29 protein-coding genes and 1 pseudogene are annotated in these 24,712 nt (G+C 66.5%); 20 read left to right on the top strand and 10 right to left on the bottom strand.

The genetic code is table 11. The features are described 5' to 3' along the window. Positions 1 to 87 precede the first annotated feature (87 nt). Both trpA and trpB read right to left on the bottom strand, forming a co-directional pair. Positions 88 to 897 carry a tryptophan synthase subunit alpha gene (trpA, locus tag ACOAPY_RS00570; RefSeq protein ID WP_465154651.1) on the bottom strand — a complete coding sequence of 270 codons (810 nt, stop codon included), beginning with the start codon at positions 895 to 897 and terminating at the stop codon, positions 88 to 90. After that, positions 894 to 2,105 carry a tryptophan synthase subunit beta gene (trpB, locus tag ACOAPY_RS00565; RefSeq protein ID WP_465154650.1) on the bottom strand — a complete coding sequence of 404 codons (1,212 nt, stop codon included), beginning with the start codon at positions 2,103 to 2,105 and terminating at the stop codon, positions 894 to 896. Before trpB ends, trpA begins: the two co-directional genes overlap by 4 nt. Before the next feature lie 112 nt (positions 2,106 to 2,217). Between trpB and ACOAPY_RS00560 the strand changes: the two genes are divergently transcribed. The 3 genes from ACOAPY_RS00560 to ACOAPY_RS00550 all read left to right on the top strand — a co-directional run bounded on the left by ACOAPY_RS00560 (position 2,218) and on the right by ACOAPY_RS00550 (position 3,684). Continuing rightward, positions 2,218 to 3,105 carry a LysR family transcriptional regulator gene (locus ACOAPY_RS00560; protein ID WP_465154649.1) on the top strand — a complete coding sequence of 296 codons (888 nt, stop codon included), beginning with the start codon at positions 2,218 to 2,220 and terminating at the stop codon, positions 3,103 to 3,105. Positions 3,106 to 3,152: 47 nt separating this feature from the next. Beyond that, a complete protein-coding gene (locus ACOAPY_RS00555) occupies positions 3,153 to 3,368 on the top strand; it encodes a dodecin (RefSeq protein WP_076423465.1) in 216 nt (71 codons plus the stop codon). Between the two features lie 91 nt (positions 3,369 to 3,459). Continuing rightward, positions 3,460 to 3,684, top strand: a complete 225-nt coding sequence (locus ACOAPY_RS00550) for a DUF1161 domain-containing protein (RefSeq protein ID WP_465154648.1) — start codon at positions 3,460 to 3,462, stop codon at positions 3,682 to 3,684. Positions 3,685 to 3,739: 55 nt separating this feature from the next. On the opposite strand, the gene ACOAPY_RS00545 is transcribed toward ACOAPY_RS00550, so the two are convergent. Continuing rightward, positions 3,740 to 4,651, bottom strand: coding sequence for a LysR family transcriptional regulator (locus ACOAPY_RS00545; protein ID WP_465154647.1), 912 nt, complete (start codon positions 4,649 to 4,651; stop codon positions 3,740 to 3,742). 103 nt (positions 4,652 to 4,754) lie between these two features. Here ACOAPY_RS00545 and ACOAPY_RS00540 point away from each other — a divergent pair, with 103 nt between their 5' ends. The 3 genes from ACOAPY_RS00540 (at position 4,755) to ACOAPY_RS00530 (ending at position 7,355) form a co-directional block, all read left to right on the top strand. Further along, complete coding sequence (locus ACOAPY_RS00540) at positions 4,755 to 5,612, top strand: MBL fold metallo-hydrolase (protein ID WP_465154646.1); 858 nt, start codon at positions 4,755 to 4,757, stop codon at positions 5,610 to 5,612. Then, the gene (locus ACOAPY_RS00535) at positions 5,603 to 6,295 is read left to right on the top strand and encodes a DsbA family protein (protein WP_465154645.1); all 693 of its coding nucleotides are present in this window, start codon (positions 5,603 to 5,605) and stop codon (positions 6,293 to 6,295) included. The genes ACOAPY_RS00540 and ACOAPY_RS00535 overlap by 10 nt, the downstream gene beginning before the upstream one ends. A 61-nt stretch (positions 6,296 to 6,356) precedes the next feature. Then, on the top strand, positions 6,357 to 7,355 hold the full coding sequence (locus ACOAPY_RS00530; RefSeq protein ID WP_465154644.1) for an LLM class flavin-dependent oxidoreductase: 999 nt from the start codon (positions 6,357 to 6,359) through the stop codon (positions 7,353 to 7,355). 84 nt (positions 7,356 to 7,439) lie between these two features. On the opposite strand, the gene ACOAPY_RS00525 is transcribed toward ACOAPY_RS00530, so the two are convergent. Continuing rightward, positions 7,440 to 7,862 carry a PA0061/PA0062 family lipoprotein gene (locus ACOAPY_RS00525; protein WP_465154642.1) on the bottom strand — a complete coding sequence of 141 codons (423 nt, stop codon included), beginning with the start codon at positions 7,860 to 7,862 and terminating at the stop codon, positions 7,440 to 7,442. Between the two features lie 38 nt (positions 7,863 to 7,900). After that, positions 7,901 to 8,302 (bottom strand): PA0061/PA0062 family lipoprotein, encoded by a 402-nt coding sequence (locus ACOAPY_RS00520; RefSeq protein ID WP_465154641.1) that lies wholly within the window; start codon positions 8,300 to 8,302, stop codon positions 7,901 to 7,903. 43 nt (positions 8,303 to 8,345) lie between these two features. Here ACOAPY_RS00520 and ACOAPY_RS00515 point away from each other — a divergent pair, with 43 nt between their 5' ends. Together ACOAPY_RS00515 and ACOAPY_RS00510 are read left to right on the top strand one after the other, a co-directional pair. Further along, on the top strand, positions 8,346 to 9,410 hold the full coding sequence (locus ACOAPY_RS00515; protein WP_465154640.1) for an aminopeptidase: 1,065 nt from the start codon (positions 8,346 to 8,348) through the stop codon (positions 9,408 to 9,410). Between the two features lie 34 nt (positions 9,411 to 9,444). Further along, a pseudogene (locus ACOAPY_RS00510) lies at positions 9,445 to 9,675 on the top strand (DUF1161 domain-containing protein). A gap of 6 nt (positions 9,676 to 9,681) precedes the next feature. On the opposite strand, the gene ACOAPY_RS00505 reads toward ACOAPY_RS00510, so the two are convergent. From ACOAPY_RS00505 to ACOAPY_RS00495, 3 genes are all read right to left on the bottom strand, one after another. Beyond that, entirely contained in the window at positions 9,682 to 10,611 is a 930-nt protein-coding gene (locus ACOAPY_RS00505; RefSeq protein ID WP_465154639.1) for a hypothetical protein, read from the bottom strand. Between the two features lie 71 nt (positions 10,612 to 10,682). Then, on the bottom strand, positions 10,683 to 11,105 hold the full coding sequence (locus tag ACOAPY_RS00500) for a hypothetical protein (RefSeq protein ID WP_465154638.1): 423 nt from the start codon (positions 11,103 to 11,105) through the stop codon (positions 10,683 to 10,685). After that, positions 11,102 to 11,644: a gamma carbonic anhydrase family protein gene (locus tag ACOAPY_RS00495; protein WP_465154637.1), complete on the bottom strand. Its 543-nt coding sequence runs from the start codon at positions 11,642 to 11,644 to the stop codon at positions 11,102 to 11,104. Before ACOAPY_RS00495 ends, ACOAPY_RS00500 begins: the two co-directional genes overlap by 4 nt. A gap of 124 nt (positions 11,645 to 11,768) precedes the next feature. Between ACOAPY_RS00495 and prlC the strand changes: the two genes are divergently transcribed. From prlC to ACOAPY_RS00475, 4 genes are all read left to right on the top strand, one after another. After that, the gene (gene prlC / locus ACOAPY_RS00490; protein ID WP_465154636.1) at positions 11,769 to 13,817 is read left to right on the top strand and encodes an oligopeptidase A; all 2,049 of its coding nucleotides are present in this window, start codon (positions 11,769 to 11,771) and stop codon (positions 13,815 to 13,817) included. Beyond that, positions 13,817 to 14,083 carry a YheV family putative zinc ribbon protein gene (locus tag ACOAPY_RS00485; RefSeq protein ID WP_465154635.1) on the top strand — a complete coding sequence of 89 codons (267 nt, stop codon included), beginning with the start codon at positions 13,817 to 13,819 and terminating at the stop codon, positions 14,081 to 14,083. The genes prlC and ACOAPY_RS00485 overlap by 1 nt, the downstream gene beginning before the upstream one ends. Before the next feature lie 25 nt (positions 14,084 to 14,108). Continuing rightward, positions 14,109 to 14,798: a CatB-related O-acetyltransferase gene (locus ACOAPY_RS00480; protein WP_465154634.1), complete on the top strand. Its 690-nt coding sequence runs from the start codon at positions 14,109 to 14,111 to the stop codon at positions 14,796 to 14,798. 313 nt (positions 14,799 to 15,111) lie between these two features. Continuing rightward, positions 15,112 to 15,837, top strand: a complete 726-nt coding sequence (locus ACOAPY_RS00475) for a carbonic anhydrase (RefSeq protein ID WP_076581524.1) — start codon at positions 15,112 to 15,114, stop codon at positions 15,835 to 15,837. 36 nt (positions 15,838 to 15,873) lie between these two features. Here the strand turns inward: ACOAPY_RS00475 and ACOAPY_RS00470 are convergent, their stop codons facing one another. After that, positions 15,874 to 16,521: a hypothetical protein gene (locus ACOAPY_RS00470; RefSeq protein WP_465154633.1), complete on the bottom strand. Its 648-nt coding sequence runs from the start codon at positions 16,519 to 16,521 to the stop codon at positions 15,874 to 15,876. Positions 16,522 to 16,897: 376 nt separating this feature from the next. On the opposite strand from ACOAPY_RS00470, the gene coxB reads away from it, so the two are divergent. From coxB to ACOAPY_RS00450, 4 genes are read left to right on the top strand one after another with little or no spacing between them, the layout of a single operon-like run. Continuing rightward, on the top strand, positions 16,898 to 18,022 hold the full coding sequence (coxB, locus tag ACOAPY_RS00465) for a cytochrome c oxidase subunit II (protein WP_179085209.1): 1,125 nt from the start codon (positions 16,898 to 16,900) through the stop codon (positions 18,020 to 18,022). Positions 18,023 to 18,026: 4 nt separating this feature from the next. Then, positions 18,027 to 19,610 (top strand): cytochrome c oxidase subunit I, encoded by a 1,584-nt coding sequence (gene ctaD / locus ACOAPY_RS00460; RefSeq protein ID WP_076581516.1) that lies wholly within the window; start codon positions 18,027 to 18,029, stop codon positions 19,608 to 19,610. A 10-nt stretch (positions 19,611 to 19,620) separates the two neighbouring features. Next, a complete protein-coding gene (locus tag ACOAPY_RS00455; RefSeq protein ID WP_465154631.1) occupies positions 19,621 to 20,199 on the top strand; it encodes a cytochrome c oxidase assembly protein in 579 nt (192 codons plus the stop codon). 12 nt (positions 20,200 to 20,211) lie between these two features. Continuing rightward, on the top strand, positions 20,212 to 21,099 hold the full coding sequence (locus tag ACOAPY_RS00450) for a cytochrome c oxidase subunit 3 (protein ID WP_076581510.1): 888 nt from the start codon (positions 20,212 to 20,214) through the stop codon (positions 21,097 to 21,099). Between the two features lie 6 nt (positions 21,100 to 21,105). On the opposite strand, the gene ACOAPY_RS00445 is transcribed toward ACOAPY_RS00450, so the two are convergent. After that, positions 21,106 to 21,309 carry a twin transmembrane helix small protein gene (locus ACOAPY_RS00445; protein ID WP_076423443.1) on the bottom strand — a complete coding sequence of 68 codons (204 nt, stop codon included), beginning with the start codon at positions 21,307 to 21,309 and terminating at the stop codon, positions 21,106 to 21,108. Between the two features lie 68 nt (positions 21,310 to 21,377). Here ACOAPY_RS00445 and ACOAPY_RS00440 point away from each other — a divergent pair, with 68 nt between their 5' ends. The 4 genes from ACOAPY_RS00440 to cyoE are packed head-to-tail and all read left to right on the top strand — an operon-like array spanning position 21,378 to position 24,695. After that, positions 21,378 to 22,133, top strand: coding sequence for an SURF1 family protein (locus tag ACOAPY_RS00440; protein WP_465154630.1), 756 nt, complete (start codon positions 21,378 to 21,380; stop codon positions 22,131 to 22,133). Further along, a complete protein-coding gene (locus tag ACOAPY_RS00435; protein WP_465154629.1) occupies positions 22,108 to 22,683 on the top strand; it encodes a hypothetical protein in 576 nt (191 codons plus the stop codon). Before ACOAPY_RS00440 ends, ACOAPY_RS00435 begins: the two co-directional genes overlap by 26 nt. Before the next feature lie 39 nt (positions 22,684 to 22,722). Then, on the top strand, positions 22,723 to 23,781 hold the full coding sequence (locus ACOAPY_RS00430) for a COX15/CtaA family protein (RefSeq protein WP_465154628.1): 1,059 nt from the start codon (positions 22,723 to 22,725) through the stop codon (positions 23,779 to 23,781). A gap of 14 nt (positions 23,782 to 23,795) precedes the next feature. Then, positions 23,796 to 24,695 carry a heme o synthase gene (gene cyoE, locus ACOAPY_RS00425; RefSeq protein WP_021700885.1) on the top strand — a complete coding sequence of 300 codons (900 nt, stop codon included), beginning with the start codon at positions 23,796 to 23,798 and terminating at the stop codon, positions 24,693 to 24,695. Positions 24,696 to 24,712 lie beyond the last annotated feature (17 nt).

Raw genomic sequence — 24,712 nt, 5'->3', positions numbered from 1 at the left:
GGCGGGTTTAGTTGCAGCTTCGGCAAGCCTGGGGGTGCTGTCAATCGCGGCGCCGCCCGGCGGCAGGGGCGGCGCCTGCGTGGAGCGTCAGTGGCGCGCGCCGCGTACCCCTTCGGCCAGCTGGGCGCACAGGCTCAGCACGCCGTCGATAGCCTGGGCCGGCGATTCGGCCTTGGCGATCTGGTCGACCAGTGCCGAGCCCACCACCACGCCATCGGCGCGGCGCGCCACGTCGGCGGCATGCTCGGGGGTGCGGATGCCGAAGCCGATGCACAGCGGCAGGTCGGTATGGCGGCGCAGGCGGGCGACGGCCTGTTCGACGTGGTCCATGGTGGCCGCGCCAGCACCGGTCACGCCGGCTACCGAGACGTAGTAAACGAAGCCCGAGCTGCCGTTGAGCACGGTGGGCAGGCGCTGGTCGTCGGTGGTCGGGGTGGTCAGGCGGATGAAGTCCAGACCGGCGGCCTGAGCCGGCTCGCACAGCTCGTCGTTATGTTCCGGCGGCAGGTCGACGATGATCAGGCCGTCGACCTCGGCTTCCTTCGCGTCGGCGATGAAGCGCTCGACACCGTAGGCGAAGATCGGGTTGTAGTAGCCCATCAGCACCAGCGGCGTGCTGCTGTCGGTGACGCGGAATTCGCGGACCATCTGCAGGGTCTTCGGCAGGTTCTGCTTCGCTGCCAGGGCGCGGATGTTGGCCAGCTGGATCGCCGGGCCATCGGCCATCGGGTCGGTGAAGGGCATGCCCAGCTCGATCACGTCGGCGCCGGCGGCCGGCAGACCCTTGAGGATTTCCAGGCTGCTGGCGTAGTCAGGGTCACCGGCGGTGACGAAGGTCACCAGCGCGGCGCGGTTCTGTTCTTTCAGCTCGGCAAAGCGGCTCTGCAGGCGGCTCATGCGTGCTTCTCCTGTTCGCTCATGTGGTGCATCACGGTCTGCATGTCCTTGTCGCCGCGGCCGGACAGGTTGACCACCATCAGGTGCTCCTTGGGCAGCTTGGCCGCGCGCTTGAAGGCTTCGGCCAGGGCGTGGGCCGACTCCAGCGCGGGGATGATGCCTTCCAGGCGGCAGCACTGGTGGAACGCCTGCAGCGCTTCGTCATCGGTGCAGGGCACGTATTCGACGCGCTTGATCTCGTGCAACCAGGCGTGTTCGGGGCCGACTCCCGGGTAGTCGAGGCCGGCGGAGATCGAGTGGGCATCGGTGATCTGGCCGTCGGCGTCCTGCAGCAGGAAGGTGCGGTTGCCGTGCAGCACGCCCGGCGCGCCGCCGGCCATGCTGGCGGCATGCTTGCCGGTGTCGATGCCGTGGCCGGCTGCTTCGACGCCGACGATCTGCACGCCTTCGTCATCGAGGAAGGGGTGGAACAGGCCGATGGCGTTGGAGCCGCCGCCGATGCAGGCGACCAGCGAATCGGGCAGGCGCCCTTCCTTCTGCATGATCTGCTCACGCACTTCGTTGCCGATCACCGACTGGAAGTCGCGGACCATGGCCGGGTACGGGTGCGGGCCGGCGGCGGTGCCGATCAGGTAGAAGGTGTTATGGACGTTGGTCACCCAGTCGCGCAGGGCCTCGTTCATCGCATCCTTGAGGGTGCCAGTGCCGGCGGTGACCGGAATCACCTCGGCGCCGAGCAGCTTCATGCGGAACACGTTGGCCTGCTGGCGGTCGATGTCGGTGGTGCCCATGTAGACCACGCACTGCATGCCGAAGCGCGCGGCCACGGTGGCGGTGGCCACGCCGTGCATGCCGGCGCCGGTCTCGGCGATGATGCGCTGCTTGCCCATGCGCTTGGCCAGCAGGATCTGGCCGATGCAGTTGTTGATCTTGTGCGCGCCGGTGTGGTTCAGGTCTTCGCGCTTGAGGTAGATCTTCGCCCCGCCGAAGTGCTCGGTCAGGCGCTCGGCGAAGTACAGCGGGCTGGCCCGGCCGATGTAGTCGCGCTGGAAATAGGCCAGCTCCTCGAGGAAGGCCGGGTCGGTCTTGGCCTTCTCATACTCGGCGGCCAGCTGGTTGATCAGCGGCATCAGGGTTTCGGCGACGAACTGGCCGCCGAAGCGGCCGAACAGGCCCTTGGCGTCGGGACCGCTGCGGAATGAAGTCATGTCAGGCTCCTGGCGGGAGTGGCTAATCGGGTGATGGCGCCATTCTACCCCTGGCTGCCGGTCTGAAAAGCGATTAGATTGCGCTGACCTGTTAGAAAAACTCACCAATTCAATGAGCCGAGAACTGCCCCCGCTGAATGCCCTGCGCGCCTTCGAGGCCGCTGCCCGCCTGCAGAGCGTCAGCCAGGCGGCGGAGGAGCTGAGCGTCACCCACGGCGCGGTGAGCCGGCAGATACGTGCGCTGGAAGAACAGCTCGGCCTGGCGCTGTTCGTGAAGGACGGCCGTGGCGTAAAACTCACCGATGCCGGCGTGCGCCTGCGCGATGCCGCCTTTGATGCCTTCGAGCGCCTGCGCGGCGCCTGCGCCGAGCTGCGCCAGCGCCAGGACGATGCGCCCTTCGTGCTCGGCTGCCCCGGCAGCCTGCTGGCGCGCTGGTTCATCCCGCGCCTGGATCGCCTCAACCGCGAGCTGCCGGAGCTGCGCCTGCAGCTGTCGGCCAGCGAGGGCGAGCTGGACCCGCGCCGCCCCGGGGTGGACGCCACCCTGTGTTTTGCCACGCCGCCCTGGCCGGCGGACATGCAGGTCTACGAACTGGCCGCCGAGCGCATTGGCCCGGTGCTGAGCCCGCGCTACGCCCGCTTTGCCGAGCTGGCCGAGCGCCCCGCCGCCGCCCTGCTCGGCGAGCCGCTGTTGCACACCGCCTCGCGCCCGCAGGCCTGGCCGCAGTGGGCGCAGGCCCAGGGCCTGGACCCGGTGGCGCTGCGCCAGGGCCAGGGCTTCGAGCACCTGTATTACCTGCTGGAGGCCGCCGCCGCCGGCCTCGGCGTGGCCATCGCGCCGCAGCCGCTGGTGGCCGATGACCTGGCCGGCGGCCGGCTGGTCGCGCCCTGGGGCTTCGTCGAAAGCCCGGCGCGCCTGGCGTTGTGGGTGCCGGTGCGCAGCCGCGACGGCCGCGCCGAGCGCCTGGCGCAGTGGCTGGGGCGGGAGCTGGGCGGCTGAATCTCGACTAGCCTCAGACAGGAGTCCATCTGCCTGAGGAACAGCCCATGTCCGATCACCGCACTTACAAGAAGATCGAAATCGTCGGTACCTCCAAGCTGAGCATCGAGGATGCCATCGCCAACGCCCTGGCCGAATGCGCCAAGAGCGTGCGTAACATGGACTGGTTCGAGGTGGTCGAGACCCGCGGCCATATCGTCGACGGCAAGGTGGCGCACTACCAGGTCGACCTCAAGGTCGGCTTCCGTATCAGCAACAGCTGAGCGGCGCACGGATTTTCCCGGCGTTCCCGGGTAGTCTGCAGGGGTGCGGGGCGGGTTGCCTCGCGCGTTTATCGACGAAGGAGTGTTGAACATGAAACGACTGATGCTGGGCCTGGCCCTGCTCCCCCTGGCCGGTTCCGTACTGGCCGCCGGCAAGCCCTGCGAGGAGCTCAAGGCGGAGATCGACGCCAAGCTCAAGGCCAAGGGCGTGGCCGCCTACAGCCTGGAAGTGGTCGACAAGGGCAGCGCCGGCGACAAGCAGGTGGTTGGCAGCTGCGACGCCGGCAGCAAGGAGATCGTCTACCAGCGCGGCTGATCGCGGCGCGGTACGCATCGGGCCGGAGCTCCGCCAGGGGCTCCGGCCTTTTCGTTCAGGGGGTGAGCTGTTCTTCCCAGTGCGGGTCGGCCTGCAGCCGCGCGGCGAGGAAGTCCAGCAGCGCGCGCAGGGCCGGCAGCATCTGCCGCCGCGAGCCGTACAGGGCGTGGATGCCCAGCGCCTCGGCACGGTACTGCGGCAGCAGCTGCACCAGACGCCCGGCGCGTAGCAGCGGTGCCGCCGCATAGAGCGGCTGCAGGCTGATACCGGCGCCGGCCACGCTGGCCTCCAGCAGCACGGTGGATTCGTTGGCGCTGATGTTGCCGCTGACCGGTACACCGCTCGGTTCGCCGTCGCGCTCGAACTGCCACAGGCTGCGGCCGAAGTAGGCGTAGGTCAGGCAGTTGTGCCGGGCCAGCTCCGCCGGTGTCTGCGGCACGCCGTGGCGCGCCAGGTAGGCCGGCGCGGCGCACAGCACCGAGTGACAGGTGGCCAGGCGCCGGGCGATCAGGTTGGGGTCGAGCTGGTTGGTGATGCGCAGGGCCAGGTCGATGCGTTCCTCCACCAGGTTGACCGCCTGGCTGCTCACCTGCAGGTCGATGGCCACCCCCGGATGCTGCTCGACGAAGGCGGCAACCGCCTGCGCCAGCCAGGCCTGGGCGAAGGACTGGCTGCTGGCGATGCGCAGGGTGCCGGCCAGCTGGCCGCTGACGCGCTGGCCGGCGCTTTGCAGCTCGTCGGCCAGGGCCAGCATGTCGCGGCAGCGCGGCAGCAGCTCCGCGCCCATGCCGGTGAGGCTCAGGCGGCGCGTGGTGCGGTGCAGCAGGCGTGCGCCGACCCAGCTTTCCAGCTCGCCGAGGTAGCGCGAGATCATCGCCCGTGACATGTCCAGGTGCTCGGCGGCGGCCGTCTGGCTGCCGCGCTCGACCACTTCGACGAAGACCCGGGCGGCGGTGAGTCGGTCCATGATTCGCTCGATTCATGCAATAGAGATGGTCAGGTTAACCGGCTTTTTGCACGCTTTCGAGCAACTAAGATGCGGCTCGTCCCACTCCATTCCCGAGGTCCGCATGTCTCTTCGTTCCCTTCTTGGCGCTGCCCTGCTCGCCCTCACCGGCCTGACCCAGGCCGCCCCCCTGCAGCTGCAGGTGTACAACCCCGGCGAGGCCGCGGTGTTCCCGGTCAGCTCGACCCTGATCAGCGGCGAGCGCGAGGCCATCCTGGTCGACGCGCAGTTTTCCACCCGCGAGGCCGCCGAGCTGGTGCGCCTGGTCCGGGCCAGCGGCAAGCGCCTGACCACCATCTACATCAGCCACGGCGACCCGGACTTCTACTTCGGCCTGCAGACCCTCAAGGAGGCCTTCCCCGAGGCCCGGGTGCTGGCCACCGCCGCCACCGTCGAACATATCCGCGCCACCCAGGCCGGCAAGCTGGCCTACTGGGGACCGATCCTCAAGGACACGGCGCCCAGTCGGGTGATCCTGCCCGAGGTGCTGGCCGGCGACAGCCTGACCCTGGAAGGCGAGACGCTGCAGGTGATCGGCCTCGATCCCGAGCGCACCACCCTGTGGATTCCGTCGCTCAAGGCCGTGGTCGGCGGCGTGCTGGTGGACGCCGGCGAACACGTGTGGACCGCCGATACCCAGACCGTGCAGGCGCGCCGCGACTGGCTGGCGATGCTCGAGCGGATCGAGGCGCTGCAGCCGGCGGTGGTCGTGCCCGGCCACTACCTGGGCGACGTGCCGCACACCCTGGCAGCCCTGCGCTTCACCCGCGGTTACCTCAAGGCGCTGGAGCAGGAGCTGGGCCAGGCGCCGGATGCTGCCGCGCTGATCGCTGCCATGCAGCGCCGCTACCCCGGCCTGCCGGGCGAATCCAGCCTGGAACTGAGCGCCAAGGTGCTCAAGGGAGAAATGCAGTGGCCGTGATCCACTACTGGTATGACCCGCTGTGTGGCTGGTGCTATGGCGCCGCCCCGCTGCTGCAGGTGGCCGGCGAGATCCCCGGCCTGCGCATCGCCTTACATGGCGGCGGACTGTTCAGCGGCCCCCAGCGCCAGCGTCTGAACGGACCGCTGCGCCAGCATATCCTGGCGCATGACCAGCGCATCGCCGCGCTGAGCGGCCAGCCGTTCGGCGCCGCCTATCGCGACGGCCTGCTGCAGGATGCCGAGACCTGGCTGGATTCCGACCCGCCGACGGCCGCCGTGCTGGCCGCCGATGCCCTGGCCGGGCTGGGCCTGGCCATGCTGCATGCCCTGCAGCGGGCGCATTACCAGCAGGGACGGCGCATTGCCGAGCCGGCTGTGCTGGCCGAGCTGGCGCAGGAGCTGGGTCTGGCGGCGCAGGCGTTCGGCGCCGAATTGCAGCGCCACAGCGGCCCGGTACTGGCCGAACACCTGGTGGCCAGCCGCCGCGCGCTGGCGCAGCTGGGCGGTGGCGGCTTCCCGACCCTGGCACTGGAGCGCGATGGGCAGCTGCAGGTGCTGGACATTGGCGCCTACCTGGGACGTCCCGAGGCCTGGCGCGAGTTCCTGCTGCGTGGCCTGGTCGAGGCGCCGCCGGCGACCGGCCAGGCGTTCTGCGTGGTCGACGGCAGTGGCGACTGCTGAGCGGCGGCTTGCCTTCGCTGGTCGTGCCCCCATATAGGAAGTTCGACCCGAGGAGGCGCCCATGAGCCAGCTGTCCCACACCCCTTTCGCCGTACTCGACCTGGCGCCCATGCGCGACGACGACGTTGGTCCGGGCCCTGCCCTGCGCCGCTCGCTGGACCTGGCGCGGCATGTGGAGCGGCTCGGCTTCTCACGCCTGTGGGTGGCCGAGCACCACAACATGGAGGGTATCGCCAGCTCCGCCACCGCCGTGTTGCTCGGCTACCTGGCGGCCAATACCACCACCCTGCGCCTGGGTTCCGGCGGGGTGATGCTGCCCAACCATGCGCCGCTGGTGGTGGCCGAGCAGTTCGGCACCCTTGCCGCGCTCTACCCCGGGCGCATCGAGCTGGGCCTCGGCCGCGCGCCGGGCGCCGACCAGGCCACCGCCCGCGCCCTGCGCCGCGACCGTCTGGGCAGCCCGGACGATTTTCCCGAGGACGTCGCCGAACTGCAGGCCCTGCTCGGCCCGCGTCAGCCCGGGCAGCAAGTGATCGCCCTGCCCGGCATGGACAGCGGCATCCCCATCTGGCTGCTCGGCTCCAGCCTGTTCAGCGCCCAGCTGGCCGCCGAGCGTGGCCTGCCCTACGCCTTCGCTTCGCACTTCGCACCGCGCTACCTGCACCAGGCGCTGCGCATCTATCGCGAGAACTTCCGCCCCTCGGCCGCGCTCGACAAGCCTTACGCCATGATCGGTGTGCCGCTGATCGCCGCGCCCAGCGACGAGGAAGCCGAGTTCCTTGCCACCAGCGCCTACCAGCGCGTGCTGGCGCTGATGCGTGGCGAGAGCCTGGTGCTGCGCCCGCCGGTGGAGAGCATGGCCGGCCGCTGGCAGCCGCACGAGCAGGCGGCGGTGGGCGATTTCCTCGGTCTGGCGGTGATCGGCGGCCCGCAGAAGGTGCGTGCGCGCCTGGAGGTGCTGCTGGAGCAGACCGGTGCCGACGAGCTGATCTTCACCTGCGACCTGTACCAGCCCGAGCACCGCCTGCGCAGCTTCGAGATAGCCGCTGGTCTGCGCTAGGCGGGCAGCGGCTGGGGAAAGAATCAGGCGGTGAGAGCCCCTCACCCCTGGCCCTCTCCCAGGGGGAGAGGGGGAAGCATGCCGTCAGCCGAAGGTGTTGCAGCGCAGCACCTCGGCCCGCGCCAGCACCTGGCGGTCCGCGCCGTACAGCCAGCCCTGGGCCTTGTACTGCAGCGGCCGTGCCTCGATGCGGTAGCGCTGGCCGGCGGCGAAGCCGTCGTAATCGAAGCGCAGGTGGCAGGTCATCTGCACCGGTTCGCCGTTGAATTCGTCGCCGCCGCCACCGCCGGCTACCTCGAACTGGAAGCGCACATCCAGCTGATGTGCGCCGGGGTCGACCTGGAAATAGCGGCCGTCGGGCCAGCGCTGGTCGTCCAGGCGATGCGCCATCAGGGTGTAGCCCGCCGTGGCGTAGAGATCGACCCAGGCCTTGCCCGCGTCGGGCGGCGGCAGCGGGCTGGCGCAGGCGCTGAGGGTGAGCAGGGACAGCAGCAGGGGTGTACGCATGGTGCAATCCTCGGGGTGGTGGTTGAGCATAACGCCGATCAGACCTCGCCGCAGCGCCCCTCGCGTGCGCGCGCCAAAGGACGATCCTGCGCGTCGCGCAGTTGCGCCCAGGGGCGAAAGCCGCGGTGGCCGGCCTCCAGCCGGTAGCGCTGGCCGGCGCTGAACTCGGCATAGTCCAGTTCGAGCAGGCAGGTGCGCGGCAGCGCCTGCGCGCCGCCGATGTCGGTGGGTGCCACCTCGAAGCGCAGGCGCATCTGCAGTGCATGACGCCCCGGAGGCACCTGGAAGTAGCGCGAATCCTCCAGCATCCGCTCATCCACCCGCACCGCCTGCAGACCCGGCGCCAGGTCGATCCAGGCCTGAGCGGGGTCGTGCCAGGCTGGTAACAGGGCGCAGCCGCCGAGGACCAGGGGCAGGGGGCTGAGCAGCAGTAGGCGCATGGCGGGCTTCCTTGGGGGCGCGACAATGCACTAGTCTCGCGCAATGCCTATTGCCCTTCTCGACCGCCCTTTGCGGTGGCTGGTTCCCCTGCTATGCGGCGTCCTGCTGAACGGTTGTGCCAGCCTCGATTACTACGCCCAGGTCAGCCGTGGCCAGATCGACCTGCTGGCCGCGCGCCAGCCGGTGGCCGAGCTGCTCGCCGCGCCGCAGACCGAACCCGAACTCAAGCGGCGCCTGGCCCTGGCCCAGCAGGCGCGCAGCTTCGCCAGCACCGAGCTGGGCCTGCCGGACAACCGCAGCTACCGCCTGTACGCCGACCTGCAGCGGCCCTATGTGGTGTGGAATGTGTTCGCCACGCCGGAGCTGTCGCTGCAGCCGCTGACCCACTGCTTCCCGATTGCCGGCTGCGTGGCCTACCGCGGCTACTACCAGCAGGGGCGCGCGCGGGGCGCCGCCGCCCTGCTGCAGGCCGAGGGGCTCGACACCTATGTGGCCGGCATCGAGGCCTACTCGACCCTGGGCTGGTTCGCCGACCCCATCCTCAACACCATGCTGCGCTGGGACGACCAGCGCCTGGCCGCGGTGATCTTCCACGAGCTGGCCCACCAGCAGCTGTATGTGCAGGACGACACGGCGTTCAACGAGTCCTTCGCCAGCTTCGTCGAGCAGCAGGGCCTGCGCCAGTGGCGCGCCGCCCGTGGCCTGGCCGCCGACGATGTGCAGGAAGCGCGCATGCGCCGCCAGTTCACCGCGCTGATCCTGGCCAGCCGCGAGCGCCTGCAGGCGCTGTACGACGGTCCGCTGGACGATACCGGCAAGCGCGCTGGCAAGGTCGCCGAGTTCGAGCGCCTGCGCGCCGAGTACCGCACCCTGCGTGACGCCCAGTGGGGTGGCGATGCGCGCTACGACGCCTGGATCAACGCCCCGCTGAACAACGCCCGCCTGCTGCCCTTCGGCCTCTACGACCAGTGGGTGCCGGCCTTCGCTACGTTGTTCGAGCAGGCCGGCGGCGACTGGGCGGCGTTCTACCAACGTGCCGCCGAGCTGGGCGAGCTGCCGTTGGTCGAGCGCGAGCGAGCGCTGGCGGCTCTGGCCGGGTCGAACTAGAACTGACAAACCAGCCCCCAGTGAGGAGTAACGGATGAAACGCCTAGTGACGGCCACCATGGCCCTGATGCTGTGCGGCGGCGCCCTGGCCGCGCCCAAGCCCTGCGAGGAGCTGAAGCAGTAGATCGAAGTGAAGATCCAGGCCGCACGGGTGAACAGCTACACCCTTGAAATCGTGCCGGCTGGCGAGGTCAAGGACCCCGCCATCGTGGTCGGCAGCTGTCAGAATGGCAGCCAGAAGATCATCTACCAGAAGAACGACTGAGGCGGATCAGGCCGCCTCGGCGCGGTAGATCCAGCGCAGGCCCAGCAGGGTCAGCGGCCACAGCAGGGCCAGCACGGCGAGGCCGGCGATGATCAGCGGTGCCGGCTGCAGCAGCGCATCGCTGCCGCTGAAGGCGGCCACCAGCAGCACGCCGGCCACCAGCAGGTGGACCAGCAGCCAGGCCAGGAAGATCACCAGTGCAGTCAGCACCAGCTGTCCAGGCCGGATTCGCGCCAGCCGGGGCGGCAGGGTCTGCCAGGCGCAGGCGAACACCAGCGCGCCGTAGAGCAGCGGGGCGAAGTACACCAGGCTCACCCAGCCGCCCTCCTGCAGGTACAGCGGCACCAGCAGCAATCCCTTCAGGCTCAGCAGGGCGATGCTCAGGGCCAGCAGCAGCGCGGCTTCATGGCGCGGTACGAACCCCGCTGCAGCGGGCGTCTTCGCCCCCAGGCGCAGGCACAGCCACAGGGGCAGCACGCAGGTGAGGGCGAAGTCGAGCAGGCCCAGCGACTCCTGGATCAGGGTCGCCGGTAGCGAGCTGTCGCTGATCCACTGGTAGACGTTGCCGAGCAACAGACCGGCGAGCAGGCCATAGGCCTGGCCGACCACCAGCAGCGCGATGGCGAGACCCAGCAGCAGGGGCATGGGGCGGCTCAAGGTGCTGCCGTGTCGTTCCAGGTAACCGCGGCTGAGCAACGCGGCGGTCAGTGCGGCCAGCAGGATCGAAAAGCACCAGGCGGGCAGGTGGCTGTGCAGGTTGTCCAGCAGGTACTCCGCGTACTGCGGATAGCGCAGCTGCGCGACCAGGCTGCCCAGCATGATGCTCAGCAGGGTGGCCAGGCTCGCGGCCAGGGCAAAGGCCCGCGGCTGGCGCGTGGCTTCTTGGGCGCCGGAAGTGGATTCGGCCGGGAGGGTGGCGAACGGGTTGGCGTGCACGGGGACTTCCTTTTCGGCAGCGGGTACGCGCGCAGCTTAACCGCCAGTTGCTTCGGCTGCTGTGCGCCCGGTCATTGCCAGTGACACTGACCGTCTTCGCCCAGCAGTTCAGGGCGTTCTGCGAAGTCGAAGCGCTTGCCGTTGCGCCCGTTGCTGTAGCTGAAGGCAAACACCACGGCGCCCTGATGGTGGAACGCATAGCGTCCGCCGATCCGCTCCTCGTCCGGCAGCACTTCCAGCCAGGTGCTGCGGAACTCCGAGGGGCGGTCTTCGACGGCCATCACCTCCTCGCTGTCCTTGAACACGATCGGCAGGCTGGCGGGCTGACCGCGGTACTGCACCTGCCCGGCGCCCTGCCAGCCTCCATCCGCGTCGGTGAACAGGGTCATCTGCAGCTGGATCGGCTTGTCGCCGGTCGATTGCAGGCAGCGCACATCGTCGGCCAGGGCCAGCCCCGGCAGCAGACTCAGCAGGCAGATCGTCAGGCGTTTCATTGGTCGTAGCCCTCGGCCAGGTGCAGGTCCTTGAGCTTCACGTAGTTGGCCGCGCTGTAGGCGAAGAACGTGCGCTCCTGGTCAGTCAGGGCGCGGGCCTGCTTCACCGGGCTGCCGACGTACAGGTAGCCGCTCTGCAGCACCTTGCCCGGTGGCACCAGGGAGCCGGCGCCGATCACTACCTCGTCCTCGACCAGCGCACCGTCCATCACGATGCTGCCCATGCCGACCAGAATGCGGTTGCCCAGGGTGCAGCCGTGCAGGGTGACGTTGTGGCCGATGGTCACTTCATCGCCGATCAGCAGCGGGTAACCGTCCGGGTTGAAGGGCCCGGCGTGGGTGATGTGCAGCACGCTGCCGTCCTGCACGCTGGTGCGGTTGCCGATCCTGATCCGGTGCATGTCGCCGCGCACCACGGCCATCGGCCACACTGAGGCGTCCTCGCCCAGCACCACGTCGCCGAGCACCACGGCCGAGGCGTCGACGAAGGCGCGCGGGCCCAGCTGTGGAGTGGTACCCCGGTAAGTTCGAATCGCCACGATAGTCTCCTTCAGGCTGCGGTTGTCGCAGATTGTAATTAACATGCCGGCCATCGAGGTTGTGAAAGGCCGCTGGCGGCCCCATAAACCTGTTCTGCATTCGCGTATCCAAAGGTGCCTCGCCGTGACCGCTGCCAATCCCCTGCTGCAAGACTTCGACCTGCCGCCCTACTCCCAGATCAAGCCCGAGCATGTCGAGCCGGCCGTCGAGCAGATTCTCGCCGACAGCCGCGTGGCCATCGCCGAGCTGCTCAAGACCCAGCAGACCAGCCCGAGCTGGGACGGCCTGGTGCTGGCACTGGATGAGCTGAACGCGCGCCTGGGCCGCGCCTGGGGCCCGGTCAGCCACCTCAACGCGGTGTGCAACAACGCCGAGCTGCGTGCCGCCTACGAGGCCTGCCTGCCCAAGCTGTCGGAATACTGGACCGAGATGGGCCAGAACAAGCCGCTGTTCGAGGCCTACGACGCGCTGGCCAAGAGCCCGGCGGCCGCCGGTTTCGACGTCGCGCAGAAGACCATCCTCGACCACGCCCTGCGCGACTTCCGTCTGTCCGGCATCGACCTGCCGGCCGAGCAGCAGAAGCGCTATGGCGAGATCCAGATGAAGCTGTCCGAGCTGGCCAGCCGCTTCTCCAACCAGCTGCTGGACGCCACCCAGGCCTGGACCAAGCACATTACCGATGAAGCGGCTCTCGCCGGCCTTACCGACTCGGCCAAGGCGCAGATGGCCCAGGCCGCGCAGGCCAAGGAACTGGACGGCTGGCTGATCACCCTGGAATTCCCCAGCTACTACGCGGTGATGACCTACGCCGACGACCGCGCCCTGCGCGAAGAGGTCTACACCGCCTACTGCACCCGCGCCTCCGACCAGGGGCCGAACGCCGGCCAGCACGACAATGGTCCGGTGATGGCCGAGATCCTCGACCTGCGCCAGGAACTGGCGCGCCTGCTCGGCTTCGCCCACTACAGCGAGCTCTCCCTGGCCAGCAAGATGGCCGAGTCCACCGAGCAGGTGCTGCACTTCCTGCGCGACCTGGCGGTGCGCAGCAAGCCGTTCGCCGAGCAGGACCTGGCCGAGCTCAAGGCCTTCGCCGCCGAACAGGGCGTGCAGGACCTTGCGAGCTGGGACGTCGGCTACTTCAGCGAGAAGCTGCGCCAGCAGCGCTACAGCATCTCCCAGGAGGAAGTGCGCGCCTGGTTCCCGATCGACAGGGTGCTGTCCGGCCTGTTCGCCATCGTGCAGAAGCTCTACGGCATCGAGATTAAGGAACTGCACGACTTCGACACCTGGCACCCGGACGTGCGCCTGTTCGAGATTCGCGAGAACGGTGCGCATGTCGGCCGCTTCTTCTTCGACCTCTACGCACGCGCCAACAAGCGCGGCGGTGCCTGGATGGACGGCGCCCGCGACAAGCGCCGCGCCGCCGATGGCAGCCTGGTCAGCCCGGTGGCCAACCTGGTGTGCAACTTCACCCCTGCCGTTGGCGGCAAGCCGGCGCTGCTGACCCACGACGAGGTCACCACCCTGTTCCACGAGTTCGGCCATGGCCTGCACCACTTGCTGACCCGCGTCGAGCATGCCGGTGCTTCCGGCATCAACGGCGTGGCCTGGGACGCGGTGGAGCTGCCCAGCCAGTTCATGGAGAACTGGTGCTGGGAGCCCGAGGGCCTGGCGCTGATCTCCGGCCACTACGAGACCGGCGAGGCGCTGCCGCAGGCGTTGCTGGACAAGATGCTGGCGGCGAAGAACTTCCAGTCCGGCCTGATGATGGTGCGCCAACTGGAGTTCTCGCTGTTCGACTTCGAGCTGCATGCCACCCACGGCGACGGCCGCAGCGTGCTGCAGGTGCTCGAAGGCATCCGCGACGAGGTGGCGGTGGTGCGTCCGCCGGCCTTCAACCGTTTCGCCAACAGCTTCGCGCACATCTTCGCCGGCGGTTACGCGGCCGGTTACTACAGCTACAAATGGGCCGAAGTGCTGTCCGCCGACGCCTTCTCCAAGTTCGAGGAAGAAGGCGTGCTCAACCCGGCCACTGGCCGCGCCTTCCGCGAGGCGATCCTGGCCCGTGGCGGCTCGCAGGAGCCGATGGTGCTGTTCGTCGACTTCCGCGGCCGCGAGCCGAGCATCGACGCCCTGCTGCGCCACCTCGGCCTGAGCCAGGAGGCGGCGTGATGAGCGAGCCGAAGAAGCGCTTCATCGCCGGCGCCGTGTGCCCGGCGTGCAGCGCCCAGGACACCATCAAGATGTGGGACGAGGACGGCACTCCGCACCGCGAATGCGTGGCCTGCGGCTACGCCGACACCCTCAACGCCCAGGGCCAGTCGGTGCCCAAGGAGCTCGGCACGCGGGTCAACCGGGCCGAGCCCAAGCCGCCGGCGAGCAAGGGCCAGCCGGTGCAGTTCTTTCCCAATCCCAAGCTGAAGAAATCCAGCGAGTAGCGATCCCTTATTAATGTTAAACATAGTGCGTGATTATTACTGGAAACGCTGGTTGAGGAAGAACAACGTCAAGCTGGCGATTGGTCTTCGCGCCATAAAATCCTCTGCAAGAATAGAAGTTGAAGAGGGTGTTCGTTTAGGCGAGGTTTTACTTAAATCGACGAACCTGAAAATAGGGGCGTACAGTTATATTCGCAGTGGATTGCTCCAATCTGTATCGGAAATTGGGCGATTCTGCTCAATCGGACAAGACGTGCAGCTTGGCTTAATCGCTGACGGACACCCAATCTCTTGGCTAACTACGCATCCTGTGCATGACTTGGCGGCAGGGCTGAAATACACCGCAAAAAAATCAGACACGCGGATAGGTAATGACGTGTGGATTGGTGCGGGTGCGAAAGTTCTGAGCGGCATAACGGTAGGGGATGGCGCTGTCATCGCTGCTGGTGCTGTGGTTACGAAGGATGTTGCTCCTTATGAAATTGTTGGCGGTAATCCTGCCAAGCATATTCGTTGGCGATTCGATGAAGAAGCTTTGCGGGATGCTATTCGCCACAGTGAATGGTGGGACTTACCAATGGATCAGCTAAGGGGGCTACCTTTCGATAACCCTCTGGAGTCTCTCAAATACATTGCTAACGTCAAGGAAAGGGATTCAGGCAAGGCTAGGCCTCGACGTTTTCTTCTCGAGCGAAGAGGGTGCAGAGAGATATAGGAGCAGTTCCAACGCCCTCTATATTGCTGGTTGGCCCGAGCCTCTTAAACTTGAAAGCAGAGATTAGAACAAGGTTAATCAGGTAATCTGCTCGTTTCTGCGGGTTTAGCCGGCGGAGTCTTCCGCAATGGACGTTCTTTTCATTTCAGACACACCACGCCTTTTAGTGACTGCCGGAGCAGAGCCAATAGGTTGAAGCAGGCGCATAACATCGTCCATTGTGCCGGATGTGTGACTCGGTGCGGCTGGCGGCTGTCCGCATGCCAGGACGATAATCCGCGCCAGCGCAATGGTTCAGCACGAGGTAGACGCAATGCCCTACAAGCACAACGCCATTCCCCTCCAGGCGCGTACCGCGCCGGAGAGTGCCGACGAGGCGTTGAGCGCCATCGTGGGTGGCTTCAAGCGTTTCCGCACCGAGGTGTTTCCGCAGCAGGAGGAACTGTTCAAGGCGTTGGCCAGTGCGCAGAACCCGCGTGCGATGTTCATCACCTGCGCCGACTCACGCATCGTGCCCGAGCTGATCACCCAGAGCGCGCCGGGCGATCTGTTCGTCACCCGCAACGTCGGCAACGTGGTGCCCCCTTACGGGCAGATGATGGGCGGCGTCTCCACCGCCATCGAATACGCGGTGCTGGCCCTGGGGGTGCAGCACATTATCGTCTGCGGCCATTCCGACTGCGGCGCGATGAAGGCGGTGCTCAATCCGCAGGGCCTGGAGCGCATGCCCACGGTGAAGACCTGGCTGCGCCACAGTGAAGTGGCATTGCGCGTCGTCGAGGAGAACTGTGGCTGCGGGGGGCACGACACGCTGGGTATCCTCACCGAAGAGAACGTGATAGCCCAGCTCAATCATCTGTGCACCCATCCTTCGGTTGCGGCGAAGCTGGCCAGCGGACAGCTCTTTATTCACGGCTGGGTCTACGATATCGAAACGAGCGCGATCCGGGCTTACGATGCGGAGAGCGGTGGCTTCCTGGCACTGGATGGTGACAGGATGCCGATGGCCACGCCCAAGGCGCGCTACCCGCAGCCCTGATGAAAACGAGGCCCGCAGTTGCGGGCCTCATTGCATTCAGGCGCTCACCGGCAGTCCCAGCTCGACACCGAGCTGGCGCGACAGGCATGGCCAGTTCTGCCAGGCCGCCACCGTCTGCGGATTGCTCAGGCGGGCGCGGTATTCCTGCACCGAGTCCTGTTGGAAAACCTGCTCACCGAGCAACTCATCCACTGCATGGTGCACGGCTTCGTCCAGTTGATTGGCGAAGGGTTCGCCAATCAACTGGTGGGCGATCACGTTGGCTACCGTAGTGTCCAGCGGGATCAGCGGCTGCCCCAAGTGGGTGATGTAGCGATCGTTGACCTCCTCCACCAGGCGATGAGCCAGATAGGCCTCATCCAGCAGAGCGTCCAGGCCCTGGTGCCCCTCCAGCAGGCTGGGTGGGCTCAGGAAGAACTGTTCTGCCAGTTTCAATACCGGCTTCACCTGAGCCTCGATGCCGGCTTCACGCGCCACCGCATTGGCGGCATCCAGTACATCCGGTACCTGCTCGACGTACGCGGTGACAAAGCGGGCCAGCACCCCATGAGCATCACCTGCGGGCAACTGGATGGTCGGGTGTAGCTGGTCGAGCTGATTCATTAGCTGGCGCGCCAGGGCGCCGCTGCTGGCTTCTTGAACGAGGGCGAGCTGGATCTGTTGGCGCAGGGCGGGGGTATTCATGACGGCTCCGGAAGGGACATGAGAGATGCAAACGAGAATTCACCTTAGCTGGCCGAGGGCAGCCGCTAAGATCGGATTGTCATAATTATTTAACGGTTATTCATCACCGCTATATGCGCTCACCCTTCTCCCGAGTCCAGCCCCCGCCGCTGCTGGTCTGCGCCGGGCGAGCGGAATTCGGGCGCTAATTTTCTGACTGCGTTGTGATGTCGCATGTCCTGTCTATACTCGAAATCGCAAGGCGTTACCTGATGGAACCGGACGGGCTGCGGCACGGTAAGGTTTCGACAGTGGTAGCCAGCTGTATCGGCAAGGTCGATCCCTGAGCCGCGGGCTTGAGCCGGCGGGATAACAAGAACAATGAGGGGAACCCGCAATGATGCGACATCCACGAGTCTGGATGGGCCTCCTGCTGTGGCTGGCATTCGGCTCGGCGCATGCCGAGTGGGCAGTGAACATGCTGCCCGGCGCTACCGAAGTCAGCCGTTCGGTCTTCGACCTGCACATGATCATTTTCTGGATCTGTGTCGTGATCGGCGTGGTGGTGTTCAGCGTGATGTTCTGGTCGATGCTGATCCACCGCCGTTCCACCGGCCAGAAACCTGCCCATTTCCATGAAAGCACTACGGTGGAGATTCTCTGGACCGTGGTTCCTTTCGTCATTCTGGTGGTGATGGCGGTCCCGGCGACCAAGACACTCATCGACATCTATGACACCTCTGAATCGGAACTGGATATCCAGATCACCGGTTACCAGTGGAAGTGGCACTACAAGTACCTGGGCCAGGATGTCGAGTTCTTCAGCAACCTGGCCACCCCGGCCGCGCAGATCAACAACCAGGCAGAGAAGGGTGAGCACTACCTGCTGGAGGTGGACGAGCCGCTGGTGGTGCCGGTGGGCACCAAGGTGCGCTTCCTGATCACCGCTGCCGACGTGATCCACTCCTGGTGGGTACCGGCCCTGGCGGTGAAAAAGGATGCCATTCCCGGCTTCGTCAATGAGTCCTGGACGCGCATCGAAGAGCCCGGCATCTACCGTGGCCAGTGCACCGAGCTGTGCGGCAAGGACCACGGCTTCATGCCGGTGGTGGTAGAGGCCAAGAGCAAGGAAGACTTTGCCAAGTGGCTGGCTGTCCGCCAGGAGGAGGCGGCCAAGGTCAAGGAGCTGACCAGCAAGGAATGGACCCGCGAGGAACTCATAGCCCGTGGCGAGAAGGCCTATCTGACGAGTTGTGCCGCCTGCCACCAGCCGAACGGAGAGGGCCTGCCGCCGATGTTCCCGGCGCTCAAAGGCTCGAAGATCGCTACTGGCCCGGCGGCCGGGCATATCGAGATCGTGGTCAACGGCAAGCCGGGCACCTCGATGGCTGCCTTTGGCAAGCAGCTGTCGGAAGTCGACATCGCCGCCATCATCACCTACGAGCGCAATGCCTGGGGCAACGCCATGAACGACATGGTCACGCCCAAGGACATCCTCGCATTCAAGCAGGCTCAGGAGTAAGGACATGAGTGCAGTGATCGACCACGGTCATACTGACCACCACCATGGCCCGGCCAAGGGCCTTATGCGCTGGGTGCTGACCACCAACCACAAGGACATCGGCACGATGTACCTGTGGTTCAGCTTTGCCATGTTCCTGCTCGGCGGGTCCATGGCCATGGTGATCCGCGCCGAGCTGTTCCAGCCAGGCCTGCAGATCGTGCAGCCAGAGTTCTTCAACCAGATGACCACCATGCACGGCCTGATCATGGTGTTCGGCGCGGTGATGCCGGCCTTCGTCGGCCTGGCCAACTGGATGATCCCGCTGATGGTTGGCGCGCCGGACATGGCCCTGCCGCGGATGAACAACTTCAGCTTCTGGTTGCTGCCGGCGGCCTTCCTGCTGCTGGTATCGACCCTGTTCAGCGAGGGCGGCGGGCCTAACTTCGGCTGGACCTTCTACGCACCGCTGTCGACCACCTACGCGCCGGAGAGCGTCACCTTCTTCATCTTCGCCGTGCACCTGATGGGCATCAGCTCGATCATGGGCGCGATCAACGTGATCGCCACCATCCTCAACCTGCGCGCCCCCGGCATGACCCTGATGAAGATGCCGCTGTTCGTCTGGACCTGGCTGATCACCGCCTTCCTGCTGATCGCGGTGATGCCGGTGCTCGCCGGCTGCGTGACCATGATGCTGATGGACATCCATTTCGGCACCAGCTTCTTCAACGCCGCCGGTGGCGGCGACCCGGTGCTGTTCCAGCATGTGTTCTGGTTCTTCGGCCACCCCGAGGTTTACATCATGATCCTGCCGGCGTTCGGCGCCGTCAGTTCGATCATCCCGGCCTTCGCGCGCAAGCCGCTGTTCGGCTACACCTCGATGGTCTATGCCACCGCCTCGATCGCTTTCCTGTCGTTCATTGTGTGGGCGCACCACATGTTCACCGTCGGCATCCCGCTGACCGGCGAGCTGTTCTTCATGTACGCCACCATGCTGATCGCTGTGCCCACCGGGGTGAAGGTATTCAACTGGGTGAGCACCATGTGGCAGGGCTCGATGACGTTCGAGGCACCGATGCTGTTTGCCGTGGCCTTCGTCATCCTGTTCACCATCGGCGGCTTCTCCGGGCTGATGCTGGCCATCGCCCCGGCGGACTTCCAGTACCACGACACCTACTTCGTGGTGGCGCACTTCCACTACGTGCTGGTGCCCGGGGCGATCTTCGGCATCTTCGCCTCGGCCTACTACTGGCTACCCAAGTGGACCGGCCACATGTACGACGAGACCCTGGCCAAGCTGCACTTCTGGATGAGCTTCATCGGCATGAACCTGGCGTTCTTCCCGATGCACTTCGTCGGCCTGGCCGGTATGCCGCGGCGCATCCCGGACTACAACCTGCAGTTCGCCGACTTCAACATGCTGTCGTCGATCGGCGCCTTCACTTTCGGTGCGACCCAGTTCCTCTTCCTGTTCATCGTCATCAAGTGCATCCGTGGCGGTAAACCCGCCCCGGCCAAGCCCTGGGATGGCGCCGAGGGCTTGGAGTGGACGGTGCCCTCGCCGGCGCCCTACCACACCTTCAGCACCCCGCCGGAAGTGAAGTAGGAGCACGCCCGTGAGTGCCGCTCTGGACAATCGGCGCCTGGTCGTCCGCCTGCTGATGGTGGTGGCCGGCATGTTCGCCTTCGGCTTCGCCCTGGTGCCGATCTACGACGTGATGTGCCAGGCCTTCGGCATCAACGGCAAGACCGCCGGTGCCTACCAGGGCAGCCAGACGGTGGACGAGACGCGTCAGGTACGTGTGCAGTTCCTCGCCACCAATGCTGCCGGCATGGTCTGGGAGTTCGGCCCCCAGGCCGACGAGTTGGTGGTCAACCCCGGGCAGCCGAGCGACATGCTGTTCGTCGCCCATAACCCCACGGACAAGCCGATGACCGCCCAGGCCATTCCCAGCGTGGCGCCGTCCAAGGCCGCGGCCTTCTTCCACAAGACCGAGTGCTTCTGCTTCACCCAGCAGGTACTGCAGCCCGGCGAACGCATCGAGATGCCAGTGCGCTTCATCGTCGACCGCGACCTGCCCAAGGAGGTGAAGCACCTGACCCTGGCCTACACCCTGTTCGATATCACTGCGCGCAAACCGCCTGTCGCGCAGGTGACTCTTGCCCAGACGGCCCCTGACCGGGCGGCTCCATAAGGAGAACAAGAAATGTCGAGTCATGAGAACTACTACGTTCCCGCCCAGAGCAAGTGGCCGATCATCGCCACCCTGGGCATGCTGATCTCGGTCTACGGGGTTGGCACCTGGTTCAACGACATGAAGGCCGAGCGCGCCGAATCCCATGGTCCGCTGATCTTCTTCGTCGGCGGCCTGCTGCTCGCCTGGATGCTGTTCGGCTGGTTCGGCAACGTGATCAAGGAAAGCCGCAGTGGTTTGTATAGTGCGCAGATGGACCGCTCGTTCCGCTGGGGCATGAGCTGGTTCATCTTCTCCGAGGTGATGTTCTTCGCGGCCTTTTTCGGCGCGCTGTTCTACATCCGCACCTTTGCCGGCCCCTGGCTGGGGGGCGAGGGCGACAAGGGTGTGAGCAACATGCTGTGGGAGGGCTTCGAGTACAGCTGGCCGCTGCTCAACAACCCCGACTCCAAGCTGTTCCCGCCGCCAACGGCGGTGATCGATCCCTGGCACCTGCCGCTGATCAACACCATCCTGCTGGTGTCCTCCAGCTTCACCGTGACCTTTGCCCACCACGCGCTGAAGAAGAACAAGCGTGGCCCGCTCAAGGCCTGGCTGGCGCTGACCATTCTGCTGGGCGCGGCCTTCCTGGTGCTGCAGGTCGAGGAATACGTCGAGGCCTATACCGAACTGGGTCTTACCCTCGGCTCGGGCATCTACGGTGCCACATTCTTCATGCTCACGGGCTTCCACGGCGCTCACGTGACCCTCGGCGCCATCATCCTCACGGTGATGCTCGTGCGCATCCTCAAGGGCCATTTCGATGGCGACAAGCACTTCGGCTTCGAGGCAGCCAGCTGGTACTGGCACTTCGTCGACGTGGTCTGGCTGGGCCTGTTTATCTTCGTCTACGTGCTCTAGGGAGGGTCACCAGGTCACGTGGCTGACCAGCTGGCCGCTGTAGAAGCCCCAGGCAATCAGGGCCACTGTGATGGCCGTGAGGATCACGCGAACGCTCAACGAGTTGACCACACGCAAACCGCGGCCTTCATCCCTGACCAGGAAGAACAGGCCGCTGAACAGGCTGACCAGGGTGGCCAGCAGCAGGAGGATGATCGCGGCCTTGAGCATGCGTGACTCCGGGGGATGGGGGAGATGGTGTGCAGTTCGAGTATAGCCAGACGATTCGGGAGCAGGCCGTGAGTGGCTTTCGCCCGGGCTGGTTGCCCAGCATCGCGGTGGCGCTGCTGCTGCCGTTGCTGCTCGGCCTCGGGTTCTGGCAGCTGTCGCGGGCCGAGGAAAAGCGGACGTTGCTCGCCGACTTTGCCGCCCGCGAGCATGCCGAGCCGATGAGCGTCGCCGAGCTGGAGCGGCGTGCCGACCTGGCGCACCTGCGCATCCGCCTGCGCGGCCAGTTCGACGAGCAACACAGCCTGCTGCTGGATAACCGCCAGCGCGGCGGCAAGGTCGGCGTCGAGCTGCTGCAACCCTTCTACGACCAGGCCTCAGGCCTGTGGCTGCTGGTCAACCGCGGCTGGCTGCCCTGGCCGGACCGGCGCACGCCGCCACAGTTCACGACTCCCGAGCAGCCACTGGAACTGCTGGCGCGAGTGCATGTGCCGGTCGGTGAGCCCTTCCAGTTACAGGCCGACCCCGCCAGCAGTGACTGGCCGCGACTGATTACCGCTGTCGAGCCGGAGCAGCTGTGGCGCCAGCTCGGCCGCGGCGGCCTGGCCTACGAGGTACGCCTGGAGCCCGGCCCCGCAGCCTACCAGGCCGAATGGCCGCTGCTGGCCATGAGTCCGGACAAGCACACCGGCTACGCCGTGCAGTGGTTCGCCCTGGCCGCCGCCCTCGTCGGCCTCTACCTCTATCTCGGTATTCACACTTCAAGACAATCCGCGCGGGAGAAATCGCATGAGCCCAGCCATGAGTCCGGCCCTTTCCACTCCTGAAGCACCGCGTGCGCGCGGCCGCTGGCAACTGATCCTGCTGCTGCTGGTGGCCATCGGTCCGATGATGCTCGCCACCGCCATGTACCAGTGGCGCTTCTGGGTGCCGGACAGCCGCAACTACCACGGCACCCTGATTGGCGACGGCAGCCAGCTGGCCGATATCGGCGTGCAGGGCGCCGCCCAGGAGCGCTGGCAGCTGCTGGTCACCGCGCCCGGCGACTGCGCCGAGGATTGCCGCCAGCTGGTGTATGCCGCCCGGCAGATCCATATCGGCCTCAATCGCGAGGCTTCCCGTGCCGTCCACGGTCTGGCCGTCAGTCGCCCACTGGCGGCTGACTACGACCAGCAGCTGCAGCGCGAATACCCGCAGCTCGGCCGCTATGTGCTGGACAGCCTGAAGTACGACAAGGCGGTGCCAGCCGGTCAGGGTGCGCAACTGTGGATCGTCGACCCGCACGGCAACCTGGTCTTGCGTTACGACGTCAAGAGCAACGGCAAGGACATCCTTACCGACTTGCGCCTGCTGCTGAAGCTCTCACAGATCGGTTAGTCCCCACCATGGCCAGCACAACAACAAGAGAGGCCCCGGATGAGTGAACGCAAGACCCTGCCCGGCTACCGCCTGGCCCTGTTCGCCACCGCCCTGGCGGTGGTCGTGGTGCTGCTCGGCGCCTACACCCGGCTGACCCACGCCGGCCTTGGCTGCCCGGACTGGCCCGGTTGCTATGGCTTCATCGGCGTACCGATGAGCGAGCACAAGCAGGCCGTTGCCGAGGCGCGCTTCCCCGAGGCGCCGGTGGAGGTGGAGAAGGGCTGGAACGAGATGATCCACCGCTACTTCGCCGGCAGCCTCGGCCTGGTCATCCTCGGCCTGGCCGTGCAGGCCCTGCGTCGTCGCGGCCAGGACGGCCAGCCACTGAAGCTGCCGCTGCTGCTGCTTGGCGTGGTGATCGCCCAGGCTGCCTTCGGCATGTGGACGGTGACCCTGCAGCTCTGGCCGCAGGTGGTCACCGCGCACCTGCTCGGCGGTTTCGCGACCCTGTCGCTGCTGTTCCTCCTGTGCCTGCGCCTGTCCGCTGCGTTGCCTGTGCTGCCGGCGATGTCGCGGCGGTTGCGGGCGCTGGCGGGCCTGGCCCTGCTTATGGCTGTGGGCCAGATCGCCCTGGGTGGCTGGGTCAGCTCCAACTACGCTGCAGTGGCCTGCGTCGACCTGCCGACCTGTCACGGCGAGTGGTGGCCGGCGATGGACTTCGCCAACGGCTTCCACCTGACCCAGCACATCGGCCCCAACTACCTCGGCGGCCAGCTCGACAGCGATGCTCGCACCGCCATTCACATGACCCACCGCCTCGGCGCGCTGGTGCTTAGCCTGGTCCTCTTGCTGCTGGCCTGGCGCCTGCGTGTCGCCGGCCTTGGTCGCCTGGCCGGCCTGTTGCTGCTGGCCCTGGCCGTGCAGGTCAGCCTGGGCGTGAGCAACGTACTGCTGCACCTGCCGCTGGCGGTGGCGGTGGCGCACAACGCCGGCGGCGCCGCGCTGCTGCTGGTGCTGGTGCTGATCAACTATCGCCTGCGGGCGCATCCCCTGGCGGCGCACAGCCGGGAGCCGGCCGATCTGGCCGCTGCCCGCTTCGCTCCGCTGGGCAAATAAGAAGGAGAGATGCCATGGCTACTGTGCTGCGAGCCCACTCCGAAGCCGCCAGCTGGCGCGACTATCTGGAGCTGACCAAGCCGAAGGTGGTGCTGCTGATGCTGATCACCTCGCTGGTCGGCATGTTCCTCGCCACCCGCGCCGGCGTGCCCTGGACCGTGCTGGTGTTCGGCAACCTCGGCATCGGCCTGTGTGCCGGCGCGGCGGCTGCGGTCAACCATGTGGTGGACCGGCGCATCGACTCGATTATGGCGCGCACCCACAAGCGTCCGGTGACCGCCGGGCGGGTCACGGTGCCGGCGGCGCTGGGCTTCGCCCTGCTCCTGGCGGTGGCCGGCCAGGCGCTGTTGCTGGCCTTCACCAACGAGCTGACTGCCTGGCTGACCCTGGCCTCGCTGCTCGGCTATGCGGTGCTCTATACCGGCTTCCTCAAGCGTGCCACGCCGCAGAACATCGTCATCGGCGGCCTGGCTGGCGCCGCGCCGCCGCTGCTCGGCTGGGTCGCCGCCACCGGGCACCTGAGCGCCGAGCCGCTGCTGCTGGTGCTGATCATCTTCGCCTGGACGCCGCCGCACTTCTGGGCCCTGGCCATCCACCGCAAGGAGGAATACGCCAAGGCGGACATCCCCATGCTGCCGGTGACCCATGGTGAGCACTACACCAAGGTACACATCCTGCTGTATACCGCGGCGATGCTCGCCGTGACCCTGCTGCCCTACGCCATTCACATGAGCGGGCCGCTCTATCTCGTGGCTGCACTGCTGCTCGGCGGGCGCTTCATGTTCTGGGCCTGGGTGCTGTACCGTGACAGCCGACCGCACGCGGCGATCAACACCTTCAAGTACAGTATCTGGTACCTGTTCCTGCTGTTCATCGCCCTGCTCGTCGACCACTACCTGCTGCTCAACGTGTAGCGCGCCGAACCCAAGAG

Source organism: Pseudomonas stagnisoli (assembly GCF_048595745.1).
In the GTDB taxonomy this organism is placed as follows: Bacteria; Pseudomonadota; Gammaproteobacteria; order Pseudomonadales; family Pseudomonadaceae; genus Aquipseudomonas; species Aquipseudomonas alcaligenes_A.
This window is presented reverse-complemented; position numbering and strand designations above follow the sequence as displayed.